The organism is Larkinella fluvii (assembly GCF_051857545.1).
Lineage (GTDB): Bacteria > Bacteroidota > Bacteroidia > Cytophagales > Spirosomataceae > Larkinella.
Genome location: NZ_JBPZHB010000006.1, coordinates 503,657 through 525,345, shown reverse-complemented (window position 1 = coordinate 525,345; position 21,689 = coordinate 503,657). Strand labels below are relative to the sequence as shown.

Here is a 21,689-nt window from a genome sequence, read left to right as displayed (position 1 = left end):
CAGGCACGGCAGGTAAGTTTGTCTGTAAATCTAAAGTTGGCTATGTCATTCGTAACCGTATTATCCCGTTTATGCCTGTTGGCAGTTTTTCTTTTCCTGCTGGATTGCAAGCCGGCATCCCGAGAAGATGACAGCCCCAAACCGCGGCTTGAGCCAGGGTTTGGCAAATCGAAAGAACGGCCCGTCGGTACGCCTTTTGTATGGCCCAAAGGCATTACATTGATCGGCAAACCCGGAACCGATTATGACTGTCAGGAAGAGGCCGGGCGAGAACGGGAATATGGAAACGGCGGAGCCGTTATGCTGTGTCTGAATTTTTATAACACTACCAACCAGCCTATTACCATTCAGCTACCACCCGGATTACTTTTTATCAGCAAATCGGGCAATGTTCAGAACGGTATTTTGCCTTCCAGAGTGTCTATCGAGGTGCCTGCGAAAGAACGCTATTTGGCGTTACTTTTTCTTTACTGTGTCAATATTGATCGTGAGACATCAACTCCTGGCGACGAATTTGAAGAGCAGCCCATCCTTACCCGCCATCCTGGCATGGAGCAACTCTACCAGTTGCTGGCGAATAAAAAGGCCAATTTTGAAGACTACCCCAAACGCCGGGCTGATCCGAACACGTTGAATGCGGCCATTTGTGTTACCAGCGCGGTTCACAGTATTGCAGAGGGTAAACCCATCCGTGAAAAAACGCTCCAGCAAATCCAGGATTTGCCCAATAAATACTGACGTCGATCAGTGCGGCTTTTCCGAAATGCGTCCGTTTGCTTTGCTCTTTTTGGCCAGCGGGTTGTAATCCAGACAACGCTGGAGCCAGCGTTCCAACTCTTTCGGGCTTCTGAATCCGTTTTCAGTTACATACACATAACCCTTCATCGTTTTTCCCGAGAAGTCCATCGGGATGCAGTCGTTTTCTTCCAGGGCGGTTTCGTAGGCATCCGTCCCGACGCGGCAAAGCAGCAGGTCTTCGTCCCGTTTTTTGTCGAAGTGCGTAGCGCAGAACAGCTTGTCGTCCACCAGAAAACACAAGCCGCTGAACATCTTCTTTTCGGTGAAGTCAACCCCTTTGTCGACTAAAATCTGGCGGATTCGGTGAGCAGTTTCTTCGGTATAGGGCATGATCGTGATTCGTTTCTTTACTGTGTGATGTAGGAGTCAGCCTTGCTCTATCAAAACTGTACTACTTATTTGCTATTTGATTTTCAGCTACTTCCGTTGGTGTTTTGCCAAATTGCTTCTTGAAGGCAAACGAAAAATGCGACAAATCTTCGAATCCTACTTCGAGATACACCTGGGTCGGTTTGAGGTGTTGGTTCGAAAGTTGAAAATGAGCTTCATCCAGCCGTTTTTTTTTGAGCCAGTGGTAGGGCGTTGTCCCGAATCGTTTCTGAAAATCCCGCTTGAACGACGACAGACTTCGGCCCGTGAGATACGCAAACCGTTCCAGGCTGATGTTGAAGCGAAAATTACGATTCATGAATGCTTCCAGATTTATTTTTTCGGGAACGCTGAAATTGAAGAAAACACCAGCCAACTGCGGATTGGCTTTCAACAAGATCAACAGCAATTCTTCCCTTTTTAAATCGGCAAAAGTGCCGTCAATCTGTAAATCGCCGGTGTAATAGGGTTCCAGAGAATGGACAAAACTGTGGATGAATTTCGTTTTTTCGGCCAACAAAAACGAGTCATCGTTGGCAAAAACCGGCACATCGACCGGATGGCGTTCCTGAAATCTTCTCAAAAAAGGCTCGTCCAGCGTAATGATTATTTTCTCGAACCGATCGTTTTCCTTGTATTTCGTATACCGCACCAAATGATTTTTCCGGGCGATTACAGCATCGCCCGGATTCATCGTATACGTGTTCCGCCCGTCAAATGCCTTCATCGACCCTTTCAATAAATATAGAAAAAAATGGTCTGATATGAATTGCTCCGGGGAAATTTCAGGGCCTAAATGGCAGGATTGAATGTTATGAACTTTCAAGCTTGGAGTCTTTTGTCTGATAATTGTATTGCACTGAAAAATGCCCCTAAATCCCCTAAAGGGGACTTGGACGCTGTTCAATCCGGATGCCTAAAGTCCCCTTTAGGGGATTTAGGGGCAAAAAGCGAAATTTCTAAATCTAAGAATTAATTCTTTTGCAAGCTATCAACACTGGCCAGTAAGGCCGCTTCTTTGCTGCGGGGTTGCCAGCCCAACACGGTTTTGGCTTTCCGGTTCGTCATGTCAATGTAAAATTCCGGGGCTGTCGGCCGCATCTCGGCGATGTGTTTTGCTAATTCAGGCCGTTCTTTTTTATAGAGTTCGGCGACATCGTAAAAGCTCATCACGCCATCCGACGTAGCAATAAACCGTTCTCCACCCGCTTCCGGATGCGTCATGGCCGTTATATGCAGAGCGGCCACATCCCGGACATCGACAACGCCCATCGTAAAATTCGGACTTTCCCTGATAACGCCATTCAGGATTCCGGAAACCGCAATATCCAGCGACGCCGAGGTGATTCCACCCAGAACCGGTCCAAAAATTCCCACCGGATTGATCACCGTCAGTTCCAGATTCCCGCCTTCGGCTTCGATGTACGCCCAGGCCGCCTTTTCGGCCACGGTTTTCGACTTGATATACGGCGGAATTGGTGCCGTGGCATCCGTCCAGTCTTCTTCGGTAAAAAGATGGTCTTTGGGACTGCGGCTGTAGCCGATGGCCGCAAACGAGGAAGTCAGCACAACCCGTTTGACACCGGCTTTTTGAGCGGCTTTCAGCACCCGCAAAGCGCCGTCCCGCGCCGGAACGATCAGGTCGTTTTCATCGGTAGGGTCCTGGGCCGGAAACGGCGACGCGACGTGCAGCACATAATCCACACCGGCCACGGCTTCCTCCCAACCGGTGTCGCTGGTCAGATCGGCTTCAAAAAACGCCAATCGTGTAAAATCGTCAATGCCGGCATCTTTCAAGGCGTTGATGATGCGGTCTTTTTTCGACAGGGAGCGAAGGGTGGTGTTTACGTTGTACCCTTTTTGCAAAAGTTGCAGAATGGTGTGGATCCCCACAAATCCGGTGCCACCGGTTATTAATACGGTTTGGTTTGCCATTTTTGGTTGGTCGTTTATGAACGGCACAAAATTCCGGATTAGAGCGACCGTCAACTTTGCTGTAACGTCCAATTTTAGTTTGTTGTGAAGGTCACTTCCCGTAATAAAAAAGGATTGCCTTGTCGTGGCAATCCTTTTTTATTACGGGTGTGCAAGGGTGGTTTAGCGCTGGTTTTCCGCTTTCGAAATCCATTCGTCATAGGTTTCACTTCCCACATACCCGGCATCATCGGGTACCAGCGTCGTAGCGGTGATGGCGGCACCTGAATAAACCGCGTTGGCGTCGGTTACCACTTCCTGCGGGTTGTTGATGCTCGCAAAATAGCGTCGGATCCAGGCATCTAGCTCAAACCGCTCGGGGCCCGCAATGTCCACAATGCGATTCGTTGGCGTTCCGGTGGCGGTTTGGGCCAGAAACGACACCACATCGGCACTGGCGATGGGCTGCACAAGCCCGCGGGGCAGCACGATTTTCCCGTCGGCCGCGCTCATGTGGGCGATGCCTGCCGCAAATTCGAAAAACTGGGTCGCCCGTACAATCGAGAACGGAATGCCGGATGCCTTGACCAGGTCTTCCTGCACCTGTTTGGCCCGGAAATAACCGCTTTCCTGGAGTTTGTGGGTTCCGACCACCGAGAGGATAACATGGTGTTGAACGCCGGCTTTTTTTTCGGCCGCCAGCAGATTTTCGGTGGAGGTTTTAAAGAAGGCCATCACGTCGTCCGTAGCGAAGGAGGGCGAGTTGGAAACGTCGATTACCACCGTGGCGTTTTGCAGAGCTTCTGCCAAACCAACCTGGGTAATCGTGTTGACGCCGGTGTTGGGCGATGCGGCCAGAACGTCGTACTGATCTTGTAGTATACGGGTTAATTGGTTGCCAATGAGGCCAGTACCGCCGATAATAACTATTTTCATCTTGCTTCGTTTTTAACGGATTAAATGTGACGCAAAGGTGAAAACCGCATCGTTTAGAAATCTTAAACTGGTTTAAGAAATGCTTTTCCGGCGAATTTCGCTCAGGTATTCGGGCGTAAAACCCAGGTAGGAAGCCAGCAAATATTGCGGAATGCGTTGCAAAAACTCGGGATGTTTTTTGCAGAAATGATGGTATAACTCTTCCCGCGAAAAACCATACATAAACTTGATCCGCATCTGAGCGGCTGCATACGCTTTTTGATAGACACACCGAAAGTATTTTTCCATCACCGGATGTTGCGCCAGCAGTTTTTCCCGGGCATCCCGATGCAGGGCGAGTACTTCCGTATGTTCAACCGCCTGAATGGTAGACTCGGTGACCGATTGGCTTTCATAGGCAAAATGGTCGGTTATCCACCAGTTTTCGATGGCCAGTTCGGTGGTTTGTTCCATGCCTTTTTCATTGACATAAAACTTCCGCAGGATTCCCCGTTCGACAAAATAATTCCATTGGCAGACCTGTCCTGCCGTGAGCAGGTTTTCTTTTTTAGTGGCCGTTCTGGTCTGAAAATACGAAAGAATCCGGACCGCTTCGTCATCCGAAACGGCTACAAATTTAGTCAGATGGGCTTTGAAGCGTTCGGGCATGGTGCCGGGTTCGTTGTGATGACTGTTTTTCAACCGGGGACTCGTTGCTACTCTGTTTTTTGCTCATTTCAATAGAGAAGTAACCTATCCTGGTTAGATCAGGTGTCGTTTATAAATATCTTCTATTTTATCTTTGAGTAATTCAATCAGTTCGTTTTGCATATACGCATAGTCATCGGGAATATACAAACACACAATTTTTTTGTTCTGGTAGATTTGAGGAAAGCGTTGCCGGATGTAGTTCCGATGCTGTTTTTCCATAACAATGATGCTGTCGGCCCAATTTAAAATTTCGTCAGAAATAACCGTGTTTGCGGTTCGGTCTGTTCCTGCTGATCGAACTGAAAATCGGCTGTCATTTTCATAAATTTTATGAGCCGTAGCACTTCTCATTCTATTGACGGTGCAAACAAAAAGGAGCTTTTGTTTTCTATTTTCTTCCCAAAGTTTTCGCATCAATGGGCTGATTTTCCAGCAGGGGTTCGAGTTTCCGTTGTCAAAGCAAGACCAATAATAAACGGTATATTCGTGAAGGATAAAGTCCTTTTCTAAAAGGGGTTTAATTTTATTCCAGCAGGTTGTGAACAGTTCATCTGTTCGCTGTTCTTCTGTCGCCTGAATGATAAATTCCATTAACACAAATTTCTTGTCAGCATCATTTATCGCTTTATAATGAGTGATAAATGTTTCAATTGAATCCGGATTTCCGGATGTGTAGGACCAGTCCTGCTCGCTTAAATTGTGAGGCAGATTTAGTTCTTCTGCTAATGCATCAATCGCTTTTTGGGTCCCACATCTGAACGTCGGTTTCAGGTATTCTTTTCTTGAGAACGCCCTAAGCTCCTTGTTTCCATTTTCCATCAAAGACACGGTTATATGGCCTTTTTTACTTGTATTTTTTTACATCAAAATCGACGTAAAGCAGGTCTTCTTTCATTCTGTCACCTTGCTTCTCCTGTCTGGAAAAGTAGAGTCTTTTTTCTTTGGTATGGACAAACGGGCAAAATTCAGCCAGGCTGGAATTGATGGGTGATCCCAGATTTTTCGGGGTGGTCCATTTGCCTTTTTTCTGAAAGGAGATGTATAAATCGACATCGCCGAAACCGGCCGGATCGGACGAAAAATAGAGCAGGTAATCTTCGTCGGGAGAAATAAAGGGGTTTGATTCCCGCTCCGTCGTATTGATCGGCAAACCTAGGTTTCGAGGAGTTTGATAGTTGCCATTTTTAAATTCTGAAACATACAGATCGGACTTGCCTTTGCCATCTTCATTTTCCTTCATGAAATAGATGTTGCCGTTTCTGGCTACAGAAGCATAGGATTCGGAGCTTTCGGTATTGATTACACTGCCCAAATGATACGGTTTACTCCATTGATTATTCGCTAACGTAACCGCCCAGATGTCAAAATCTTTCCGGTCGGCGCTTCTTCCCGTGGTTCTGTTGGATTGAAATAATACCGTTTTTCCGTCGGGACTAAACAGGGGGTCGATGTCTTTCCACTCGCCGGTTGGTGAAGAAAAGGAAGCCACAACCGGCGTCGACCAGGTACCGTTGTTTTTCCTTGACTCCATTATTTTTAACGTATCTCTCTTTCCATTTGAACGTACCCAAAGTGCAATTTTGGAATCAGGCGAAACGGTTAACCCAAAAGCGCCACCAGTCGATATGAGCGAGGGTTCAAACAGTTGTGGTGCTACTTGTGCTTTACAAAACATGGTGATGCCCAATAATGCGGCTACGAATAAATATTTCATGTTGATTGACTTGTTGATAAAGTACTATAACCGTTCCACCTACGGTTTGAATCGCAGCATTGTAACAGAAATTGGATAACGTCGATCTATAAACGTTACTTTTTGCAAGTAAAGTTTAAATCGTCATGGAGCAACTTTATGCCGCGTCAACCGTCACCACTTTCCCCAATCATTCGACCGCATTTTTAGTTTGTAAAACTTATCTGACCGGATTATTTGAACGTGAGTCGGGGCTTAAATTGCCAGATTGGTCGCGTTGTTTGTTTTAAATAACCCGCAAAATTTTCTCCATTTTCCGACCTTTCGCCAATTCATCCACTAACTTATCTAAATACCGAACCTGCTGCGTTAACGGATTCTCGATTTCTTCTACCCGATAGCCACAGATTGCACCAGTAATGTGTTCAGCGGCCGGGTTTAGTCTGGCCTTTTGAAAGAAAGCTTCAAACGTCACCTTTTCTTCGATGAGTTCTTGCTGTCTTTTTTCGTCGAAGCCGGTTAACCAGGTAATTACCTGATGCAATTCATCTTTTGTTCGGCCTTTTTTCTCCACTTTGGTGATATAGTGCGGATATACCGAAGCGAAAGTCAGTTTTGCGATCCGTTCATCGTGTTCGGGCGTTGCTTTCATTCCTTGTATTGTAGGTTTAGCTTGGTTGAGCTAAAATACCGCCAATCCGCTCGACAAAAAATCCATATTGAAATAAATTTCAGTGTTCCCTGGTCAATTGGTAGTGCAGCACGGTTACGCCACATTCGTAGGGTGTCGCACTGCGTACCGAAAGTTTCTGCCGTTTGTCGAGCAGGTCACATATCCGCATTCCTTTGTTGATCAGTAGGGGAATGACAAATTGGGATGACCTATCGGGACACCGTTTCTTTTCGTTACATATTCGGACAAATTCATTTCTTATTCAATTGTATTCATTTGATTTTTATTACTCCCGTTCTGTATAAATCCAGCCCTTTTTGTAAAATGCTTTCAATGGTTTCGATAGGCAAATCCTGGTACGGATTAACTCTGAACATTTTCATTCTTTTTCGGTCGCCTTCTTCCAATTCGGGAGCGTCAAGGTATTTGCCGTCTACTAAAAGAATGTATGGCTCATCTGTTTTCTTATCAGTCCACAAATAGCAAAATATCTTCTTTTTATAGAGAAAACAAGGCATTCCCCATTTCTGTGATTCCGTAATATCCTTGTCCTGATCAACAATTATACTTCTCAGTGCCAGCAGGCAACTCTTGTTCGGTTCTGATTGGTTCAGATAGAAGGTATGAAACGGGTCAACCATCTTGAAAACGAAAGTTATTTTTGCGAAAAAGTTTCCAATACGGTTTCCAGGTTGTTCAGGGCCATGCTGAATCCTTCTTTGAAGCCCATTTCAATCATTTTCTCCATGCGTTCGAGGGATTCATTGTAAATGGTAATACTGACTTTTGTCGTTCCGTTGTGTTCACTGAAATGTATATCCCAATCAGAACCGGGCAATTCGGGGTTTTCATCCTGGTCGGCAAAGGCATTGAGCAGTTTGAAATTGGTTTTGGGACTAATGGACGTGTATTTCTGAATGGCCCAGTGCTCTTGTCCTTCCGGGCTTACCATCGCGTAAAACCGTCGCCCGCCTACTTCAAAATTCATGACCTTGGTTTTTGAAGTCCAGGGTTTGGGGGCCCACCATTGGTCCAGAATTTCCGGTTTGGTGTACGCATCCCACACCAGTGAAAGGTCGGCCGCAAATTCTCGGGTTATAAACACCGTTTTGGCGGCTTTGTCGACGGTAAAATCGAATGGCAATTCATTTTTCATTTTGCTGTTTTTTAAGGGTTACTAATACATCGTCTAATTGGTTAAATCGATCTGTCCAGAGTTGCCGAAATGGCTCGAGCCAGGTATCGATTTCTTTCATTTTGCCGATTTCAAGCTGGTAGTAAATTTCCCGGCCCGAAAGCTCCGGTTTTACCAATTCGCATTCGGTCAATACTTTCAAATGCTTTGATACCGCCTGTCGGCTGGTGTGAAAATGCTCGGCCAGTGCATTCGGGGTCATTGCCTGCAGGGCAATAAGCACAAGAATGGCCCGTCGTGTCGGGTCGGCAATCGCCTGAAAAATGTCTCGTCTTGTTTCCATCTTTACCAATCTGCTACCATATGATTGCAAATATAAGTGCAATTATCTGGTTGCGCAACTATTTTTCAAACTCAAAATTTGGGAGTGCTGGAAGTCGCAGGGTGTTGCTTGTCTTTTGAAATGAAACAAATTTCTTTTACTTTGTGCCTCAAAGTACTTCGAGTTTAAAGTTGAGTCTGTATCGCATCAATCTGGAAGAATACTAAAAGGAACTTGAACTATGAGATTATTGACCCTGGAGTGCTCAGAATACGCATTTGCTATTAACATCACGTGCTGCTGGCACTCAAACTACGGCTAGGCAAGGGCATCATCTCATAGTTCGCGTTAAAAGGAATAAGACACAAAACGATTCATAACCATCAACTCAACTTTTATGAGTCTATCAGGCAGGCTTACCCGGGTGTATGATGAAGCAAAAGGAAACAAATGGTTTCATTATTTTGCCGTTTTCTGTCGCATCATGCTGGCATTGGGATTCATTCCATCGGGGTTTGTAAAAGTGAATGGAGAACGGTTTGCCAGTGGTTTGTCCAACAATCATCCGCTGGGACACTATCTGGAAGCACTACACCAAACCGAATACTACTACACCTTTATCGGCATTTCGCAGTTGGTCATTGCGCTCTTGTTACTCATTCCAAGAACAGCACTTCTGGGTGCACTGATGTATTTTCCCATTATCCTGAATATTTGCATTCTGGCGTATGCTACCCGCTTTGAAGGTACTCGGATTACAACACTCATGTTGTTGGCCGATATATATTTATTGTGTTGGGACTATAACCGGATCAAGTCCATTTTACCGGTTAAACAAGGCAATGAAGCTGGTTACTCAGCAAGCAAAAAACCGTTGAGCACCCATTTTCCGTTCCTGTTTTTCGGGGGTGTTCTTGCGATGATCGCTGCCGTAATCGTTATCAACCGGTTTCTGTACGACATTCGACCGGGTAGTTCCCCGATAGAATGCACCAATGGATGTCCTGGCAATAGCAATCCTAAAGCCTGTGAAGAATTTTGTGACTGCATTCATAACCGGGGCAAACCGCTTCACGAGTGTCTGGCCGTGTATAACAAAGCAAAGGGGATGAATCAATAGGCTTGCGAAACCGCCGTATTGGGGTTTTCACCGGTCGGTGATGATTCCGACCGGAAATTTGATGGTGGAATCCAGCCGCGAAAAACCGTATCCTTATCCCGTTTTTTTCTTTCTACATTTTATTAAATAAAAAGGATAATTTTCGTTTACTTCGGTCACTTCAAACAATCCATATGTTCCAAATTCTTCTTCTATGGTTTGCTTATCGAAAAAGAAAATTTTAACGCCCCCAAACATTTCAAATCGGTCCTTACCAATTAAAATCCCTTGTCCATACGTTTGAGCATCCTTGGTTATGGCTGTGAAAACCATATTTCCGTTATCGGTGAGTTGGTCGTAGCAATCTTTGATCAGCTTCCCTCTTTCAGATCGATCCAATAAATAAATTAATCCATGGCAAAATATTCCATCATATTGGTTGTTATCGAAAGGCATCTCGGTTACAGAGCCATGATGGATATTTATTGCGGTTCCGAAATGTTTTATTGCTAAATCTATTGCGGTTTTCGAAATTTCAATCCCTGTAACGGTCATTCTAGTGTCTTGAAAAACTTTCGCATTGCGTCCGTAACCAATGCCCGGAATGAGGATATTTTTAACTGCTTTTTCGACAAAAAAATCTTTAGTCAATAAGGCGGAATTTGCAGGATGGAAACCCCACATTTCCTGTTTGTCTTTAAATGCTTCTTCCCAAAATTCTGCCATTCTGTTTTCTGGTTTAATTACACACTTTATCTTCTAAAATAGCACACGTAAACCCTGAATGGATTAGTATTGATTTAATTTTATCCGAAAGTTTTTGGGTTCCTTCAATTCGTAGAACCGTATGGCCGCAAGGGTAAGGCAATTCGGTTTCACTTAAATCAAAATTGATTTTAAGTGTAGGAAATCTATTCTTAAGCTTCTTTGCCAGGTGTTCTACCTGAACGTTGTTTTTGATGTCAGTGATTAAAACTTCAATTTCTTGAGGTTTTAAGCTTTCTTCTGTTCCCATATAGCACTAAATTTCTGGCAAAGATAGGCATAAATTTCATTAATGCGACAATGTTGCAATAAAACAATGCAAAGTTGGTGCATGAATGTTTATTTGTTAAGTTTGCAATGCATTGAAAAGAAGAAACACCCTATCGAAAGAAGCAGTACTGTCTGTTTTGACAAGTGCCAAAAAGGCAATGAGTCAGGATGCTATTGTCAAGAAATTGGAACTGGATGTTGACAGAGCCACTGTTTACCGAATATTAAACCGCTTTTGTGAAGATGAGATCCTTCATAAGATTGTTGCAGATGATGGAAAACAGTACTTTGCCGTTTGTGTAAAGTGTGATGAAAATACCATTCCCGACAACCATTTTCATTTTCGTTGTACAAAATGCGAAACCATTCAATGTCTTCCAGCACTGGTGGAATTTTCAGTTCCCCCAAAATACAAGGTGCAACGAATGAATTGTGTGCTTATTGGCGTTTGTGAGGATTGTGTTTAAAGGTCTATTTTTTGTCAGTGGATAAAATGCAAAAAAGCCAATGCTTTTTTGCATTGGCGAAAAAGAATTGCGGAATTTGTTACCAGGGAATTTCGCTTGTTGTTGGATTCGTTTCTTCGCTAATAAATTTGCCTGTTACACCGTCTTTGTCTAGCAAGGCGTACTTCACAATACGTTTTCCTGCTGCTTCAACTTCGCCACCGTTATGGTAAGTAAAATCAGTTTTTGTGTAACCGGGACAGACTGCATTTACTTTGAATGCGGTGTCCCGAAGTTCGTAAGCCAAATGAACGGTAAACATATTCAATGCCGCTTTTGAAGAACCATAAACCGCATATTTTGCAAAGTCGTAACCCAACCAATTCGGGTCGCTTTGTAAGGTAAGTGAGCCAACACTTGTGCTCACATTCACAATTCTTGGCTCAGGTGATTGACGTAATAAATCAATGAATGCCTGTGTAACTCGTGCTACGCCAAATACATTGGTATCAAAGGTAGATAAAAATTGCGCTGTACTTGATTCAAGGGCGGTATAGGGTGCTCCACCATTTATACCGGCATTGTTAATCAAAACGTCCAGGACAGATGATTTCTGGCCGATTTCAATTCGGGCATTTTTCACTGAATTATCATCCGTTACATCAATCTGAACGGCTTCAACGTTCGTTAAGTTTTCGGCTTTCAGTTTTTCAACGGCCTCTACTCCCCGTTGTTTGTCACGGCTTCCAAGGTAAACGTAAAATCCTTTTTTTAATAGTTGCTTTGCTGTTTCCAGGCCAATGCCTTTGTTGGCTCCCGTAATGAATGCTCTTTTCATTTTGCTTCTGTATTAAAATTATGAAGCAAAGGTTGCGCGATTAAAAATGAGCTGTTTTACCAAATGGTAAAAAGTAATTCTAGTGAAGATTTTTTCTTATTCGGCTCAATGATTGTTGCGTAACACCTAAATAAGAGGCTATATGAGAGAGGGCAACCCGGTTAGTCAGTGTGGGATAGTTTTTTAAAAATTCCAAATAACGTGTCGTAGCATCTTGTGAAATGACAGGGTTTTTTCTGGATTTCTGGTACATACACAGTTGCACCATTTTGTTTTTGATATTGTCCCAACCAACAATGGTATGAGAAAGCTCTTCCCAGTCTTGTTTTGAAAACACAATGAGTGTGCAATCGGTGCAGGCTTGTAAGTATTCGGCAGAAGCTGTATTGGCTTCAAAATTGACGTAGTCAACCACTAAATTATTTTCGGCAATGAAGCAACGTGTAATTTCTTCGCCTTTGTTGTTGTAATAACAGCCGCGAACAACACCGTTCACAACGAAACCGACTTGCCGGGGTATTTTTCCTGCTTCTGAAAAGTACGCATCTTTGCGAAGTCTTATTTCGGTTACTTTGCTTGTAATCAGGTCAATCTGTTGCTTGTTCAAATTGCCGAATTTCAAGATATATTCTATTAATTCTTTCATTGGCGCAATCTAAGCAAAAGCTTTTGGCTGTGATTTACCATTTGTTAAATAGTGCCGGTCAGATGGTGTGTGACAACTATTGGATTTTACTTCGGATGAAGCTAAAGGAGGCTACCCGGTTTAGCATGATTACTTACCGGACAAGTACGTTGCGATTGTCATGATAGCGGTATTTTCAAACTTTTGAAGGTCAAGCAAATCCTTGTCGCCGGTGATCAAATGAGAAGCCTTCGCGTCAGTAGCTAATGCTAACAGAAAATTGTCTTTCGGGTCGCGACAAATAGTTATCTCGCTGGTGACGGTTACAAATTCTGCCCGAAGACTAATTTGTTCTACTAAAGCTTGCAGATCCGCGAGGGAAAAATACCGTTTGAACTTTGGTCGCCTTGCTACTTCGATGAATTCGTCCAGAAGCTCCTGGCTGAAAAGTAAGGTAAGCGTCTGGTCAGCAAACACGTTGTCCAGTTTGGAGAAGTTTTTGGTCAGCAAAAAGCTAATCCAAAGGTTTGTGTCAATAATAACTCTATGCTTTCTTTTTGGCATAGCGCTTGGACCTTACCGATTCGACTTCTTTGGTGATGTCTTCCAAAGACGGTGGATTATCAGCCGCTTTTGCCCGCAGACGATTGACGACTTTCTGAAAACCATCTTCTGTCGTTTGCCGAATCGCAATCAAGTCCAGGTCCGCAAGGTCCTGCAGTAGCTTGGTCGCTTTGGGGTTCAGAATGTCAATCTGATAGGTTGTCATAGTTCAAATATAGTAATTTCTGGCCGGATTGGTTTGTCGTTGCGCTTTACTTCTTCTCGGTCAGTCAGGACACCGGCCGGAAATTTGGTTTCAGAACGTGGCCCGTGAAAAACCGCATCCGGAAGCAACTTAGGATAGTTGACTTCCGCTCCGATTCCACCGCCGGGCGGTTTTTGTCTTTTCAAGATAGACAATGAAAAGAACGCCGAGGGTATACGCCAGCAAATCAATCCATTCAAACGAGGTGCCAATCACGATTCGGGCCAATTTATACTGTTGAAGACCGAGCAATTCAACCAGGTTGAAATATTGCAGCACTTCAAGCGTATAGGAAAAGACTAAAACAAAGAGGGCCGTTGGTAAAACCGCTGTGTTTAGGAAGGAGCGCAGAAAACAATAGAGTAGAATAACCACCAGAAAATCACCCACATACGGCCGAATAAATTCATCATTGAGAAAGAGGGCAATTAAAACTTCAGTGATGAAGAGGAGAATTGTAGCGATAAAATAGTGAAGTCGAAATTTTAGCAAGGGGTTGACTAAAGTGTTTTAGAAGGTGGTAGTTTCTTTTAGAGCGGTTTTCTCCGTTCTCGCTCGCGTGTCGCGAGTGAGGAATATTCGTAAGGGCTTCCAGCCCGAAGCCGGTTTTTGAATAAATTTTAGACCATTACGAGGACGGGCCGGAGGCCCTGTCAATAAAAATCACTCGCGGCACGCGAGCGAGAACGGAGGCCGATAAAGATACCTGTTTTCGTTAAAACTAATTTTGAAATTTATTTCATTTCAGTTCAATATTTTTAAAAAGTTGGCCATGTTGTTTTTTAAATATTCGTTGCATAATGAACTTAACTGGCAAAGGCGATTTAAAGTAAATTTCTTCCTCAATACATGCATAATCGTTATCTGTTTTTAAAATAAATTTCATTTCAATCTTTGTTAATTTGAAAACTGTTGCCCGAATAATAATAACTTTATCTAAAAAACTTTTTTCAAGTGTCACAGGATAAGTAAATGAAAACGGGATAAATCCAAATTTTAAGGTCTCGTGAACCAAATAGCTTTCGTTCCCTAAATTGTCAATTCGCGAAATAACAGGATGCACCGAAACAAATTTTTGCATATCGGTCAGATAGTCAAAAACAGAGTCAACGTTTTTTTTACTTTTAAAGGATAGTTTCATTGTTACGTTTTACTGTGGTGTTAGAGTTGCCGCTAATGGTTTAGGCTTGACGTTGTAGTGGGAAATCCGAGCACAAAAGCCAAAATTGTTACTAAACCATTTTCCCCTTTCAAGATACACAATGAAAATAACGCCGAGGGTATACGCCAGTAAATCAATCCATTCAAACGAGGTGCCAATCACGATTCGGGCCAGTTTATACTGTTGAAGACCCAACAGCTCAACCAGGTTGAAATATTGCAGCACTTCAAGGGCATAGGAAAATACGAAAACAAAGAGGGCCGTTGGCAAAACCGGTATGTTTAGGAAGGAGCGTAGAAAGCAATAGATCAAAATAACCACCAGGAAATCACCCACGTACGGTCGAATGATTTCATCATGAAGAAATAGGGCAATTAGGACTTCGGTGATGAAGAGGAGTAAGGTGATGATAAAGTAGGGGGGGCGGAATTTTAGCAAGGTGGTTGCAGGTTTATACCATATTTCGGCAACTAGTGTAACTTTTGTTAGCCAGTTTTCTCCTTAACAGATGATTTGATTTTGGATATTGTGCCCGGTGAAGACAACCACCGTAGTAGTAAAAATGGTGCCGGTTTTCTGTTTCCTGAAAAAAAGTTTGCGGGTCTTCAAGTCTTTCTGCCAACGTTTTGGGTATTTCCGAAGGCGGGGAATTTTAGAACTACCGCTAAATAGAATTATGATAGATCAATTGCTTCCCGCCAGTTCAATAGATATTGTTCCGTCCCGATTTTGGCATACCACGTTATAAGCCGGTTTATTTAAACAATTGCTCTAGTTCTGTTATCCTTTCTGCTTTAATTACTAACCCAAGATTATTAGGTATTCTTGAAAGTGCTATTGGTCTCTGACCTGTAGGGACGTTTACAATTTGAATATCTCCTTGAGCTGTATGTTGTGGTCCGGCATATAATGCACCCAAGAGAATAACTCTACTTGCCCCCATATACATATTACCTCTTTTATCACGATAGCCACCTTCATTATAAATAAAAACAGGAGAACCGCTAGAGCCTGGAAAACAAGCTGCATCAATCATTATCTCCTTCTTTCCACAGTAGTCAAAATTCGGATGTGTTGCAGTTATTCCTTTTCTTAGAATTGGCTTGTTATTTACATGATCCCAAATTCCATTTGGATACCCTATCATAAGAATTTCTTCCAAGGCTGATAAATCAGCCAGTTGCTCATTAGATGGTATAAGCGACTTGTCAAGAGGAATATAGAAAAGACGCTCACCTCTATCATTGGCTTCATTTATGAAAGGTGCAATAGGCATTGCACATAAGTCGACGTCACCGTCCGGATGTTTTCTCCAAAAGTTTTCAAAATTATTGAATGAAACTTGAAAATGTTGTGTATCAAGAGGCTCATTGTTAGCATTTGCCTTAGTTATAATAAGCCTCCCTTTTGTCGATCCACTAACAATATGCTTGTTAGTTATTACAACTGGCACATGTGTACCAGTTGTATCATCAAGAAGAAATTGAAAGAAGAACCCTGTACCGGTTCCACTTGTACCATCGTTATATTCACACTCGATCCTTACTGTGCTGTAAGTTAACTGTTCGGATGTAGATAAATTGTTCATAGTCGACCTTAAAATTCCCACCAACTTGTAAATAGATGAAGGTTTTGTTATTTCTAACAAAAGTATTTGAAGCGGTAATAAATACAGGTTACTATCTTAATTATTTTATATTCAAGAAATTAAGGTGGCAAATAGCTCTTCGCAATACAAAATACGAATTTCGCATTTTGTATTGCTGAAGGTAATCAACAATGCAAAATGTAATACAATTTTAAAGACGATCCAGCGGACTCTTTATACTTTTTAGCGCTTTTCACTTACCTACTTGTAGCGAGGGGTAGCTTCCATATCCTTATGGCCAGGCAGTTCCTGAATAAACTTTATATCAGTGCCACTTTCTAATATATTGTGTGGCAAAGCTATATCGTGAACCATGAATACTCACATCTTTGAATATCTACATCTTTATTGATCTTTGCTTTTTTCAATGCCAGTTTAAAAACTAGTTGTACGCTGCGTATGTAGTATTGTTCAACAAATTGCCCTTACGAATCTACCAAAATCACAACCCTCCCATAACCTTCCCGTAACATTGGGGTAATATAGCCACCCTACCTTTGGGTCGTCAAAAAACGACACCAAACCATGAAATTTCTTCTATCCGGAATCTGTTTACTTTTCCTCCAGTTCAGCGTCCTCGCCCAGAGCGGCTCCCTCAAAGGGACGATTAAAGACGCCAAAAACAACGAAGCCATCATCGGCGCCACCATTCAACTCGTCGGGGCCAACCCCGTCATCGGCTCGGTCACCGACGTGGAAGGCAATTTCGAAATCAGCAAAGTGCCCGCGGGCGTTCACCAACTGCAAATTAGCTACGTTTCCTACGCCACCAAAACCATCGACAACGTGCGGGTGGAAGCGGGAAAAACCACATTGATCAACTCGGCCCTCGCCGAAGACAACAAAACCCTCGCGGAAGTCATCGTAAAAGGCCAGCGCGGCACCAACACGGAAGTCGCCGTCATCACCGAAATCAAGCAGATCGAGCAGGTGGCCGTCGGAATTTCGGCGCAGCAGATTTCCCGCAGCCAGGACCGCGATGCGTCGCAGGTCATCCGCCGGGTGCCGGGCGTTTCCATTCAGGACGACCGCTTCATCATTGTTCGCGGGCTGAACGAACGCTACAATACCGTCATGCTGAACGACGTCATCACGCCGTCTACGGAGGTGGATACCAAGTCGTTCTCGTTCGACCTCATTCCAAGTTCGGCCATCGACCGGATGCTGATCTTCAAATCGGGAGCCGCCGAATTGCCGGGCGATTTCGGGGGCGGAATCATCAAAATCTACACCAAAACCATCCCGGACGCCAACAGCTTCTACGCCGGTATTTCGACTTCCTACCGGGGCAACACGACTTTCCAGAACCACAGTTCGTATCAGGGTGGCAAAACCGACTTCCTCGGTTTCGACGACGGCACGCGCCGGTTGCCGTCCAACTTCCCGTCGCAACGCCGGATCAATGCTTTCGGCGCTTCGTCGGAGCCGGTGATCAACAAGTTTAAATCGTTGTCGCCCTATTTTGCGCTGAACAACAAAATGGTTTCGCCGGATTTGCGGGCGCAACTGGGCTTCAGTCGCCGGTTTTACCTGGGCAGCAAGGAACTGACCACGTTTACCAACCTCAATTATACCAATACGCACACGTTTGCCAACGTTGAGCAATACCGGTATTTTTCCGCCAATCAATCCACTGGTCTGAGCGATATTCAATACGCCTACAACGATCAGTTGCTGACCGAAAACACCCGCCTGGGCGTGCTGTCCAACTGGGCGCTGATTCTGAGCCCCCGGACAAAAATCGAATTCCGGAACCTGTTCAACCAGTTGGGAACAAAAGAAACGACCCTGCGGAGTGGCTATAATGACAACAACCTGGAGCTGAACAACTACGCGTTTCGCTACGAACAGAAAAGCATTTACACCGGCCAGTTGAACGGCACGCACGAACTGAACGGCCAGAGCCGGTTGCGCTGGACGGGCGGTTTTGGGTTTACCAACCGTCAGGAGCCTGATTTTCGGCGGTTTACCTCCAGCCGTCCGCAGGGCAGCAGTGAGCCATTCCGCATCGACGTTCCGCAGCAACCCAGTCCGACGTTCCAGAATGCCGCCCGGTTTTATTCCGATCTGACGGAATACGTCACCACGGGCCGCGTCGATTACGAGTACAAAAAAGCCGCATCCGCCGATACGGACGACAAACAGGTGTTGAAACTGCGCGCCGGGGTCTATACCGAATACAAAGACCGGATGTTCAAGGCACGGTATTTCGGTATCGTGAACCCGAACAACGTGAGTGCCGAAGTGCTGTCGCAGTCGCCCTCGCAGTTCTTCCAGGCGTCCAATCTGTCGTCCAGAGGATTGTATTACAACGAAGGCACGAACACGCAGGATCATTACGACGCCCAGAACCTGATGATGTCGGGTTATGTGGGAGCCTACCTTCCGCTGTCGGCCCGGTTTAATGCCACGGTCGGTTTCCGGGGCGAATACAACCGTCAGCAATTGCAAAGCGTCGTGAACGGTGTGCAGCCGATCCGGGTCGACAACCCGATTTTCAGCCCGCTGCCGTCGGTCAATGCCTCGTATAACCTGTCTGACAAGTCGTTGTTCCGGGTCGCGTATAGCATGTCCGTCAACCGGCCGGAATTCCGCGAGCTGGCGCAGTTTGCCTATTATGACTTCAACTACGACGTGTCGCGCGTCGGGAATCCGAATCTGAAAATTGCCAAAATTCACAACGCCGACGTTCGCTACGAGTTTTATCCGGGCGAGGGCGAACTGATTTCGGTCGCCGGTTTCTACAAGTACTTCATCAACCCGATCGAAGCCAAAATCAACTATTCGGGCAGCGGGGTTTCCTACACGGTCGATAACGCCAACAATGCCTACAGCATGGGTGTCGAACTCGAAGCGCGGAAATCGCTGCGGGGCGTGAGCGGGTCCGGTTTTCTGGACAACATGACGGTTTTGCTGAATGCGGCTTTGATCAAAAGTTCGGTCATCAACTCCTTTGTCGGTCAGGAAAACAACCGGTCGTTGCAGGGGCAGTCGCCGTATCTGGTCAATACCGGGGTGTATTACACCGATCCGAAGCAGGGCTGGCAGGTCAATGTGCTCTACAACGTCATCGGCCGCCGGATTTTTGCGGTGGGCGATCGGTCGGTGCAGCCGACGATTTACGAAATGCCGCGTAACGTGATCGATTTGACGGTCACCAAAAAAGTGGGCGAACACCTTGAAATCCGGGCCGGTATTCAGGATCTGCTGAACCAGCCGTTCCGCCTGATTCAGGATTCTAATCTGGACAAGAAAATTACGGACAGCGATGATGTGTACCAGCGTTTCAAACGCGGCTCGTACTCGACGGTGGGGGTAACCTATAAGTTTTAATGCTTTGCCCCTGACCCCTAGAGGGGAACGGACGCAGCTTAATCCGGATGACGCGATGTCCGTTCCCTTTAGGGGTCAGGGGCAAAGCAAATTTTAAGACCATAACCAATCAATACACACAACCAATTTAAACTCGTATGAAAAAGTTAACAACCTGGATGCTGGCGTTGCTACTTAGCGTCGTATCGCTGGGTCTGATGGTTTCCTGTACCAATGACGACGACGATGATGATGATCTGGGTGTAGTGCCTGTGCCGGGTACACTGACCGAGGTAAGCGGCAATATCACGGCCAATACGACCTGGTCGGCCAAAAACCAGTATCTGTTGAAAAGTTTTGTCTATGTGCAGCCGGGCGTGACGCTGACCATCGAACCGGGTACGGTCATCAAAGGCGATCAGCCATCGCGAGGAACGCTGTTTATCCTGCCGGGTGCTAAAATCATTGCCGACGGAACGAAGGAGAAACCCATCGTTTTTACATCCAATCAAGCCATCGGTTCACGCCGGGCGGGCGACTGGGGTGGTGTCGTAATCATGGGAAAAGCCCCCGCCAACAAGAAGGATTTTAAAATTGAAGGGGAAGAAGTATCGGTGGTGCCGGGTGGTACGACGGGCGATGCTGCCGACAACTCCGGGATTCTGCGGTATGTTCGCATCGAGTTTGGTGGCATTGCGTTCCAAACCGACAAAGAGATCAACGGTTTGACGCTGGCCGGTATCGGTAGCGGCACGGTGATCGACTACGTACAGGTATCCTACAGTGGTGACGACGCCATCGAGTGGTTTGGCGGAACGGTCAATGCCAAACACTTAGTAGCTTACCGGACGCTGGACGATGATTTCGATACGGATTATGGCTTCAGCGGTAATGTGCAATACGGTTTGATTCTGCGCGATCCGGCGGTTGCCGATCAGTGTAATTGTTCGGACTCCAACGGTTTTGAATCGGACAATGACGGAACCGGTTCGGCCGATCTGCCACAAACGTCGGCCAAATTTGCCAACATCAGTGTCTTTATGGGTAGCGGTACGGTAAACAGCAAATACCGGTCAGCTTTCCGGATTCGCCGGAATTCGGCCATCAGCATCTACAACTCGACCGTGGTGGGTGCATTCCCGAAAGGCGGTCTGGAACTGGAAGCAGATGCTACGCAGAATAACTTCAAAACCGGCAAAAGTGATTACCGTGGTTTGGCCATTGTGAACAGCAAAGCGGTGGTTTCGGGCGATACGGTTATGCTGAAAGCCACCGATCGCAAAAACATGCTGGGTGCGAAAGAAGCCGATCTGAAATTGCCCGCCAACTTCAACGTGCTGACCGGCAAGCCGGGCATTCTGCCCCAAACCGGCTCTCCCTTGCTGACGGGCGGTGTAACGCTGCCAACGGGCTTCGAAACCAACACGGTTATGGGGGCTTTCGGAACGACAGACTGGACCGAAACCTGGACTAATTTCGATCCGCAGAATACGGACTATACCTTGAAGTAACTCTCTCAATTCTTTATATTTGGTGTCGCACGAAAAGGCCGGGGCTTTGCTCCGGCTTTTTTCTTATTTTTACCCCATACCGTACGGAGACCATTCACTACCAAATCTATTGAGGAACTTGTCTATAGACTAATAAGTTAATATCTTGTCTGATTGTACGCCAAAACCGACACCTGAAACCGTTTCATACCCGTAACGCAATGATTTCAAAGAAAGCCAAGTATGCCATCAAAGCCCTGAAAGTTCTTACCGAAGAATTTGGCAAGGGGCCGATCCTGATTTCGTATATTTCGGCGAAAGAGAACATCCCTAAAAAATTCCTGGAAGCGATTTTACTCGAGTTGCGGAACCACGGCATTTTGCAAAGCCAGAAAGGCAAAGGGGGCGGTTATCTGCTGCGCGTCGATCCCGAACGGGTCAATCTGGCCCAGGTTCTGCGTGTCATCGACGGCCCGATTGCGCCAACGCCCTGCGTTTCCCTCAATTTTTACGTTCGCTGCGACGATTGCAACGACGAAGTAACCTGCGCCATTCGCCCGATTATGCAGCGCGTCCGGGATGCGAACCTGGCGGTCTACGAACAAACCACCCTGTCGGCGTTTGCCCGCCGGGAAGCCGAACACCAGGAAGTGGTCGTTAATCTGGTCGATACGGAGAATAAATAGTTTACGGTTT

Annotated in this window: 27 protein-coding genes; 6 read left to right on the top strand and 21 right to left on the bottom strand. The window is 45.4% G+C overall.

Annotated features, from left to right (window positions below):
• The first annotated feature begins 78 nt into the window (after positions 1–78).
• Complete coding sequence (locus ACS5NO_RS18525) at positions 79–738, top strand: hypothetical protein (protein ID WP_439416534.1); 660 nt, start codon at positions 79–81, stop codon at positions 736–738.
• A gap of 6 nt (positions 739–744) precedes the next feature.
• On the opposite strand, the gene ACS5NO_RS18520 is transcribed toward ACS5NO_RS18525, so the two are convergent.
• The 11 genes from ACS5NO_RS18520 to ACS5NO_RS18470 form a co-directional block, all read right to left on the bottom strand.
• On the bottom strand, positions 745–1,128 hold the full coding sequence (locus ACS5NO_RS18520; RefSeq protein ID WP_439416533.1) for a TfoX/Sxy family protein: 384 nt from the start codon (positions 1,126–1,128) through the stop codon (positions 745–747).
• Positions 1,129–1,189: 61 nt separating this feature from the next.
• A complete protein-coding gene (locus ACS5NO_RS18515; protein ID WP_439416532.1) occupies positions 1,190–1,993 on the bottom strand; it encodes a helix-turn-helix domain-containing protein in 804 nt (267 codons plus the stop codon).
• 146 nt (positions 1,994–2,139) lie between these two features.
• Positions 2,140–3,102: an SDR family oxidoreductase gene (locus ACS5NO_RS18510; protein ID WP_439416531.1), complete on the bottom strand. Its 963-nt coding sequence runs from the start codon at positions 3,100–3,102 to the stop codon at positions 2,140–2,142.
• 162 nt (positions 3,103–3,264) lie between these two features.
• Positions 3,265–4,017: an SDR family oxidoreductase gene (locus ACS5NO_RS18505; RefSeq protein ID WP_439416530.1), complete on the bottom strand. Its 753-nt coding sequence runs from the start codon at positions 4,015–4,017 to the stop codon at positions 3,265–3,267.
• A 72-nt stretch (positions 4,018–4,089) separates the two neighbouring features.
• Positions 4,090–4,698 (bottom strand): Crp/Fnr family transcriptional regulator, encoded by a 609-nt coding sequence (locus ACS5NO_RS18500; RefSeq protein ID WP_439416529.1) that lies wholly within the window; start codon positions 4,696–4,698, stop codon positions 4,090–4,092.
• A gap of 60 nt (positions 4,699–4,758) precedes the next feature.
• A complete protein-coding gene (locus ACS5NO_RS18495) occupies positions 4,759–5,526 on the bottom strand; it encodes a low molecular weight protein tyrosine phosphatase family protein (protein ID WP_439416528.1) in 768 nt (255 codons plus the stop codon).
• A 25-nt stretch (positions 5,527–5,551) separates the two neighbouring features.
• Positions 5,552–6,238: a TolB family protein gene (locus tag ACS5NO_RS18490; protein ID WP_439416527.1), complete on the bottom strand. Its 687-nt coding sequence runs from the start codon at positions 6,236–6,238 to the stop codon at positions 5,552–5,554.
• A 448-nt stretch (positions 6,239–6,686) separates the two neighbouring features.
• Positions 6,687–7,052 carry a DUF2200 domain-containing protein gene (locus ACS5NO_RS18485; RefSeq protein ID WP_439416526.1) on the bottom strand — a complete coding sequence of 122 codons (366 nt, stop codon included), beginning with the start codon at positions 7,050–7,052 and terminating at the stop codon, positions 6,687–6,689.
• 293 nt (positions 7,053–7,345) lie between these two features.
• Positions 7,346–7,714 (bottom strand): DUF1801 domain-containing protein, encoded by a 369-nt coding sequence (locus ACS5NO_RS18480; RefSeq protein ID WP_439416525.1) that lies wholly within the window; start codon positions 7,712–7,714, stop codon positions 7,346–7,348.
• 14 nt (positions 7,715–7,728) lie between these two features.
• A complete protein-coding gene (locus tag ACS5NO_RS18475; protein ID WP_439416524.1) occupies positions 7,729–8,229 on the bottom strand; it encodes an SRPBCC family protein in 501 nt (166 codons plus the stop codon).
• Positions 8,219–8,551: an ArsR/SmtB family transcription factor gene (locus ACS5NO_RS18470; protein WP_439416523.1), complete on the bottom strand. Its 333-nt coding sequence runs from the start codon at positions 8,549–8,551 to the stop codon at positions 8,219–8,221. The genes ACS5NO_RS18475 and ACS5NO_RS18470 overlap by 11 nt, the downstream gene beginning before the upstream one ends.
• A 376-nt stretch (positions 8,552–8,927) precedes the next feature.
• Between ACS5NO_RS18470 and ACS5NO_RS18465 the strand changes: the two genes are divergently transcribed.
• A complete protein-coding gene (locus ACS5NO_RS18465; protein ID WP_439416522.1) occupies positions 8,928–9,650 on the top strand; it encodes a DoxX family protein in 723 nt (240 codons plus the stop codon).
• A gap of 93 nt (positions 9,651–9,743) precedes the next feature.
• Here the strand turns inward: ACS5NO_RS18465 and ACS5NO_RS18460 are convergent, their stop codons facing one another.
• Together ACS5NO_RS18460 and ACS5NO_RS18455 are read right to left on the bottom strand one after the other, a co-directional pair.
• Entirely contained in the window at positions 9,744–10,355 is a 612-nt protein-coding gene (locus ACS5NO_RS18460) for a class I SAM-dependent methyltransferase (protein ID WP_439416521.1), read from the bottom strand.
• Between the two features lie 13 nt (positions 10,356–10,368).
• Positions 10,369–10,644, bottom strand: a complete 276-nt coding sequence (locus tag ACS5NO_RS18455; RefSeq protein WP_439416520.1) for a hypothetical protein — start codon at positions 10,642–10,644, stop codon at positions 10,369–10,371.
• Positions 10,645–10,756: 112 nt separating this feature from the next.
• Here ACS5NO_RS18455 and ACS5NO_RS18450 point away from each other — a divergent pair, with 112 nt between their 5' ends.
• Positions 10,757–11,131: a Fur family transcriptional regulator gene (locus ACS5NO_RS18450; protein WP_439416519.1), complete on the top strand. Its 375-nt coding sequence runs from the start codon at positions 10,757–10,759 to the stop codon at positions 11,129–11,131.
• 79 nt (positions 11,132–11,210) lie between these two features.
• On the opposite strand, the gene ACS5NO_RS18445 is transcribed toward ACS5NO_RS18450, so the two are convergent.
• The 8 genes from ACS5NO_RS18445 to ACS5NO_RS18410 all read right to left on the bottom strand — a co-directional run bounded on the left by ACS5NO_RS18445 (position 11,211) and on the right by ACS5NO_RS18410 (position 16,131).
• The gene (locus ACS5NO_RS18445) at positions 11,211–11,948 is read right to left on the bottom strand and encodes an SDR family oxidoreductase (RefSeq protein WP_439416518.1); all 738 of its coding nucleotides are present in this window, start codon (positions 11,946–11,948) and stop codon (positions 11,211–11,213) included.
• Positions 11,949–12,027: 79 nt separating this feature from the next.
• Entirely contained in the window at positions 12,028–12,594 is a 567-nt protein-coding gene (locus tag ACS5NO_RS18440; RefSeq protein WP_439416517.1) for a Crp/Fnr family transcriptional regulator, read from the bottom strand.
• A 129-nt stretch (positions 12,595–12,723) separates the two neighbouring features.
• Positions 12,724–13,137, bottom strand: coding sequence for a putative toxin-antitoxin system toxin component, PIN family (locus tag ACS5NO_RS18435; protein ID WP_439416516.1), 414 nt, complete (start codon positions 13,135–13,137; stop codon positions 12,724–12,726).
• Positions 13,118–13,342: a hypothetical protein gene (locus ACS5NO_RS18430; protein ID WP_439416515.1), complete on the bottom strand. Its 225-nt coding sequence runs from the start codon at positions 13,340–13,342 to the stop codon at positions 13,118–13,120. The genes ACS5NO_RS18435 and ACS5NO_RS18430 overlap by 20 nt, the downstream gene beginning before the upstream one ends.
• Positions 13,343–13,471: 129 nt before the next feature.
• Complete coding sequence (locus tag ACS5NO_RS18425; protein WP_439416514.1) at positions 13,472–13,873, bottom strand: ribosomal maturation YjgA family protein; 402 nt, start codon at positions 13,871–13,873, stop codon at positions 13,472–13,474.
• A gap of 247 nt (positions 13,874–14,120) precedes the next feature.
• Positions 14,121–14,522 carry a hypothetical protein gene (locus tag ACS5NO_RS18420; RefSeq protein WP_439416513.1) on the bottom strand — a complete coding sequence of 134 codons (402 nt, stop codon included), beginning with the start codon at positions 14,520–14,522 and terminating at the stop codon, positions 14,121–14,123.
• A gap of 9 nt (positions 14,523–14,531) precedes the next feature.
• The gene (locus tag ACS5NO_RS18415; RefSeq protein ID WP_439416512.1) at positions 14,532–14,981 is read right to left on the bottom strand and encodes a ribosomal maturation YjgA family protein; all 450 of its coding nucleotides are present in this window, start codon (positions 14,979–14,981) and stop codon (positions 14,532–14,534) included.
• 316 nt (positions 14,982–15,297) lie between these two features.
• The gene (locus tag ACS5NO_RS18410) at positions 15,298–16,131 is read right to left on the bottom strand and encodes a S1 family peptidase (protein WP_439416511.1); all 834 of its coding nucleotides are present in this window, start codon (positions 16,129–16,131) and stop codon (positions 15,298–15,300) included.
• A 585-nt stretch (positions 16,132–16,716) separates the two neighbouring features.
• Between ACS5NO_RS18410 and ACS5NO_RS18405 the strand changes: the two genes are divergently transcribed.
• The 3 genes from ACS5NO_RS18405 (at position 16,717) to ACS5NO_RS18395 (ending at position 21,679) form a co-directional block, all read left to right on the top strand.
• Positions 16,717–19,524, top strand: a complete 2,808-nt coding sequence (locus tag ACS5NO_RS18405) for a TonB-dependent receptor (protein ID WP_439416510.1) — start codon at positions 16,717–16,719, stop codon at positions 19,522–19,524.
• Positions 19,525–19,661: 137 nt separating this feature from the next.
• A complete protein-coding gene (locus ACS5NO_RS18400; protein ID WP_439416509.1) occupies positions 19,662–21,014 on the top strand; it encodes a beta-helix domain-containing protein in 1,353 nt (450 codons plus the stop codon).
• A 200-nt stretch (positions 21,015–21,214) separates the two neighbouring features.
• Positions 21,215–21,679 carry an RrF2 family transcriptional regulator gene (locus ACS5NO_RS18395; protein WP_439416508.1) on the top strand — a complete coding sequence of 155 codons (465 nt, stop codon included), beginning with the start codon at positions 21,215–21,217 and terminating at the stop codon, positions 21,677–21,679.
• Positions 21,680–21,689 lie beyond the last annotated feature (10 nt).

What these genes read in the sequence shown, in the direction of transcription:
- ACS5NO_RS18520 (WP_439416533.1), bottom strand. Translation starts at nt 1,128, where the DNA reads ATGCCCTATACCGAAGAAACTGCTCACCGAATCCGCCAGATTTTAGTC.
- ACS5NO_RS18510 (WP_439416531.1), bottom strand. Translation starts at nt 3,102, where the DNA reads ATGGCAAACCAAACCGTATTAATAACCGGTGGCACCGGATTTGTGGGG.
- ACS5NO_RS18505 (WP_439416530.1), bottom strand. Translation starts at nt 4,017, where the DNA reads ATGAAAATAGTTATTATCGGCGGTACTGGCCTCATTGGCAACCAATTA.
- ACS5NO_RS18495 (WP_439416528.1), bottom strand. Translation starts at nt 5,526, where the DNA reads ATGGAAAATGGAAACAAGGAGCTTAGGGCGTTCTCAAGAAAAGAATAC.
- ACS5NO_RS18490 (WP_439416527.1), bottom strand. Translation starts at nt 6,238, where the DNA reads ATGGAGTCAAGGAAAAACAACGGTACCTGGTCGACGCCGGTTGTGGCT.
- ACS5NO_RS18485 (WP_439416526.1), bottom strand. Translation starts at nt 7,052, where the DNA reads ATGAAAGCAACGCCCGAACACGATGAACGGATCGCAAAACTGACTTTC.
- ACS5NO_RS18480 (WP_439416525.1), bottom strand. Translation starts at nt 7,714, where the DNA reads ATGGTTGACCCGTTTCATACCTTCTATCTGAACCAATCAGAACCGAAC.
- ACS5NO_RS18475 (WP_439416524.1), bottom strand. Translation starts at nt 8,229, where the DNA reads ATGAAAAATGAATTGCCATTCGATTTTACCGTCGACAAAGCCGCCAAA.
- ACS5NO_RS18470 (WP_439416523.1), bottom strand. Translation starts at nt 8,551, where the DNA reads ATGGAAACAAGACGAGACATTTTTCAGGCGATTGCCGACCCGACACGA.
- ACS5NO_RS18465 (WP_439416522.1), top strand. Translation starts at nt 8,928, where the DNA reads ATGAGTCTATCAGGCAGGCTTACCCGGGTGTATGATGAAGCAAAAGGA.
- ACS5NO_RS18460 (WP_439416521.1), bottom strand. Translation starts at nt 10,355, where the DNA reads ATGGCAGAATTTTGGGAAGAAGCATTTAAAGACAAACAGGAAATGTGG.
- ACS5NO_RS18455 (WP_439416520.1), bottom strand. Translation starts at nt 10,644, where the DNA reads ATGGGAACAGAAGAAAGCTTAAAACCTCAAGAAATTGAAGTTTTAATC.
- ACS5NO_RS18445 (WP_439416518.1), bottom strand. Translation starts at nt 11,948, where the DNA reads ATGAAAAGAGCATTCATTACGGGAGCCAACAAAGGCATTGGCCTGGAA.
- ACS5NO_RS18440 (WP_439416517.1), bottom strand. Translation starts at nt 12,594, where the DNA reads ATGAAAGAATTAATAGAATATATCTTGAAATTCGGCAATTTGAACAAG.
- ACS5NO_RS18435 (WP_439416516.1), bottom strand. Translation starts at nt 13,137, where the DNA reads ATGCCAAAAAGAAAGCATAGAGTTATTATTGACACAAACCTTTGGATT.
- ACS5NO_RS18430 (WP_439416515.1), bottom strand. Translation starts at nt 13,342, where the DNA reads ATGACAACCTATCAGATTGACATTCTGAACCCCAAAGCGACCAAGCTA.
- ACS5NO_RS18420 (WP_439416513.1), bottom strand. Translation starts at nt 14,522, where the DNA reads ATGAAACTATCCTTTAAAAGTAAAAAAAACGTTGACTCTGTTTTTGAC.
- ACS5NO_RS18410 (WP_439416511.1), bottom strand. Translation starts at nt 16,131, where the DNA reads ATGAACAATTTATCTACATCCGAACAGTTAACTTACAGCACAGTAAGG.
- ACS5NO_RS18405 (WP_439416510.1), top strand. Translation starts at nt 16,717, where the DNA reads ATGAAATTTCTTCTATCCGGAATCTGTTTACTTTTCCTCCAGTTCAGC.
- ACS5NO_RS18400 (WP_439416509.1), top strand. Translation starts at nt 19,662, where the DNA reads ATGAAAAAGTTAACAACCTGGATGCTGGCGTTGCTACTTAGCGTCGTA.
- ACS5NO_RS18395 (WP_439416508.1), top strand. Translation starts at nt 21,215, where the DNA reads ATGATTTCAAAGAAAGCCAAGTATGCCATCAAAGCCCTGAAAGTTCTT.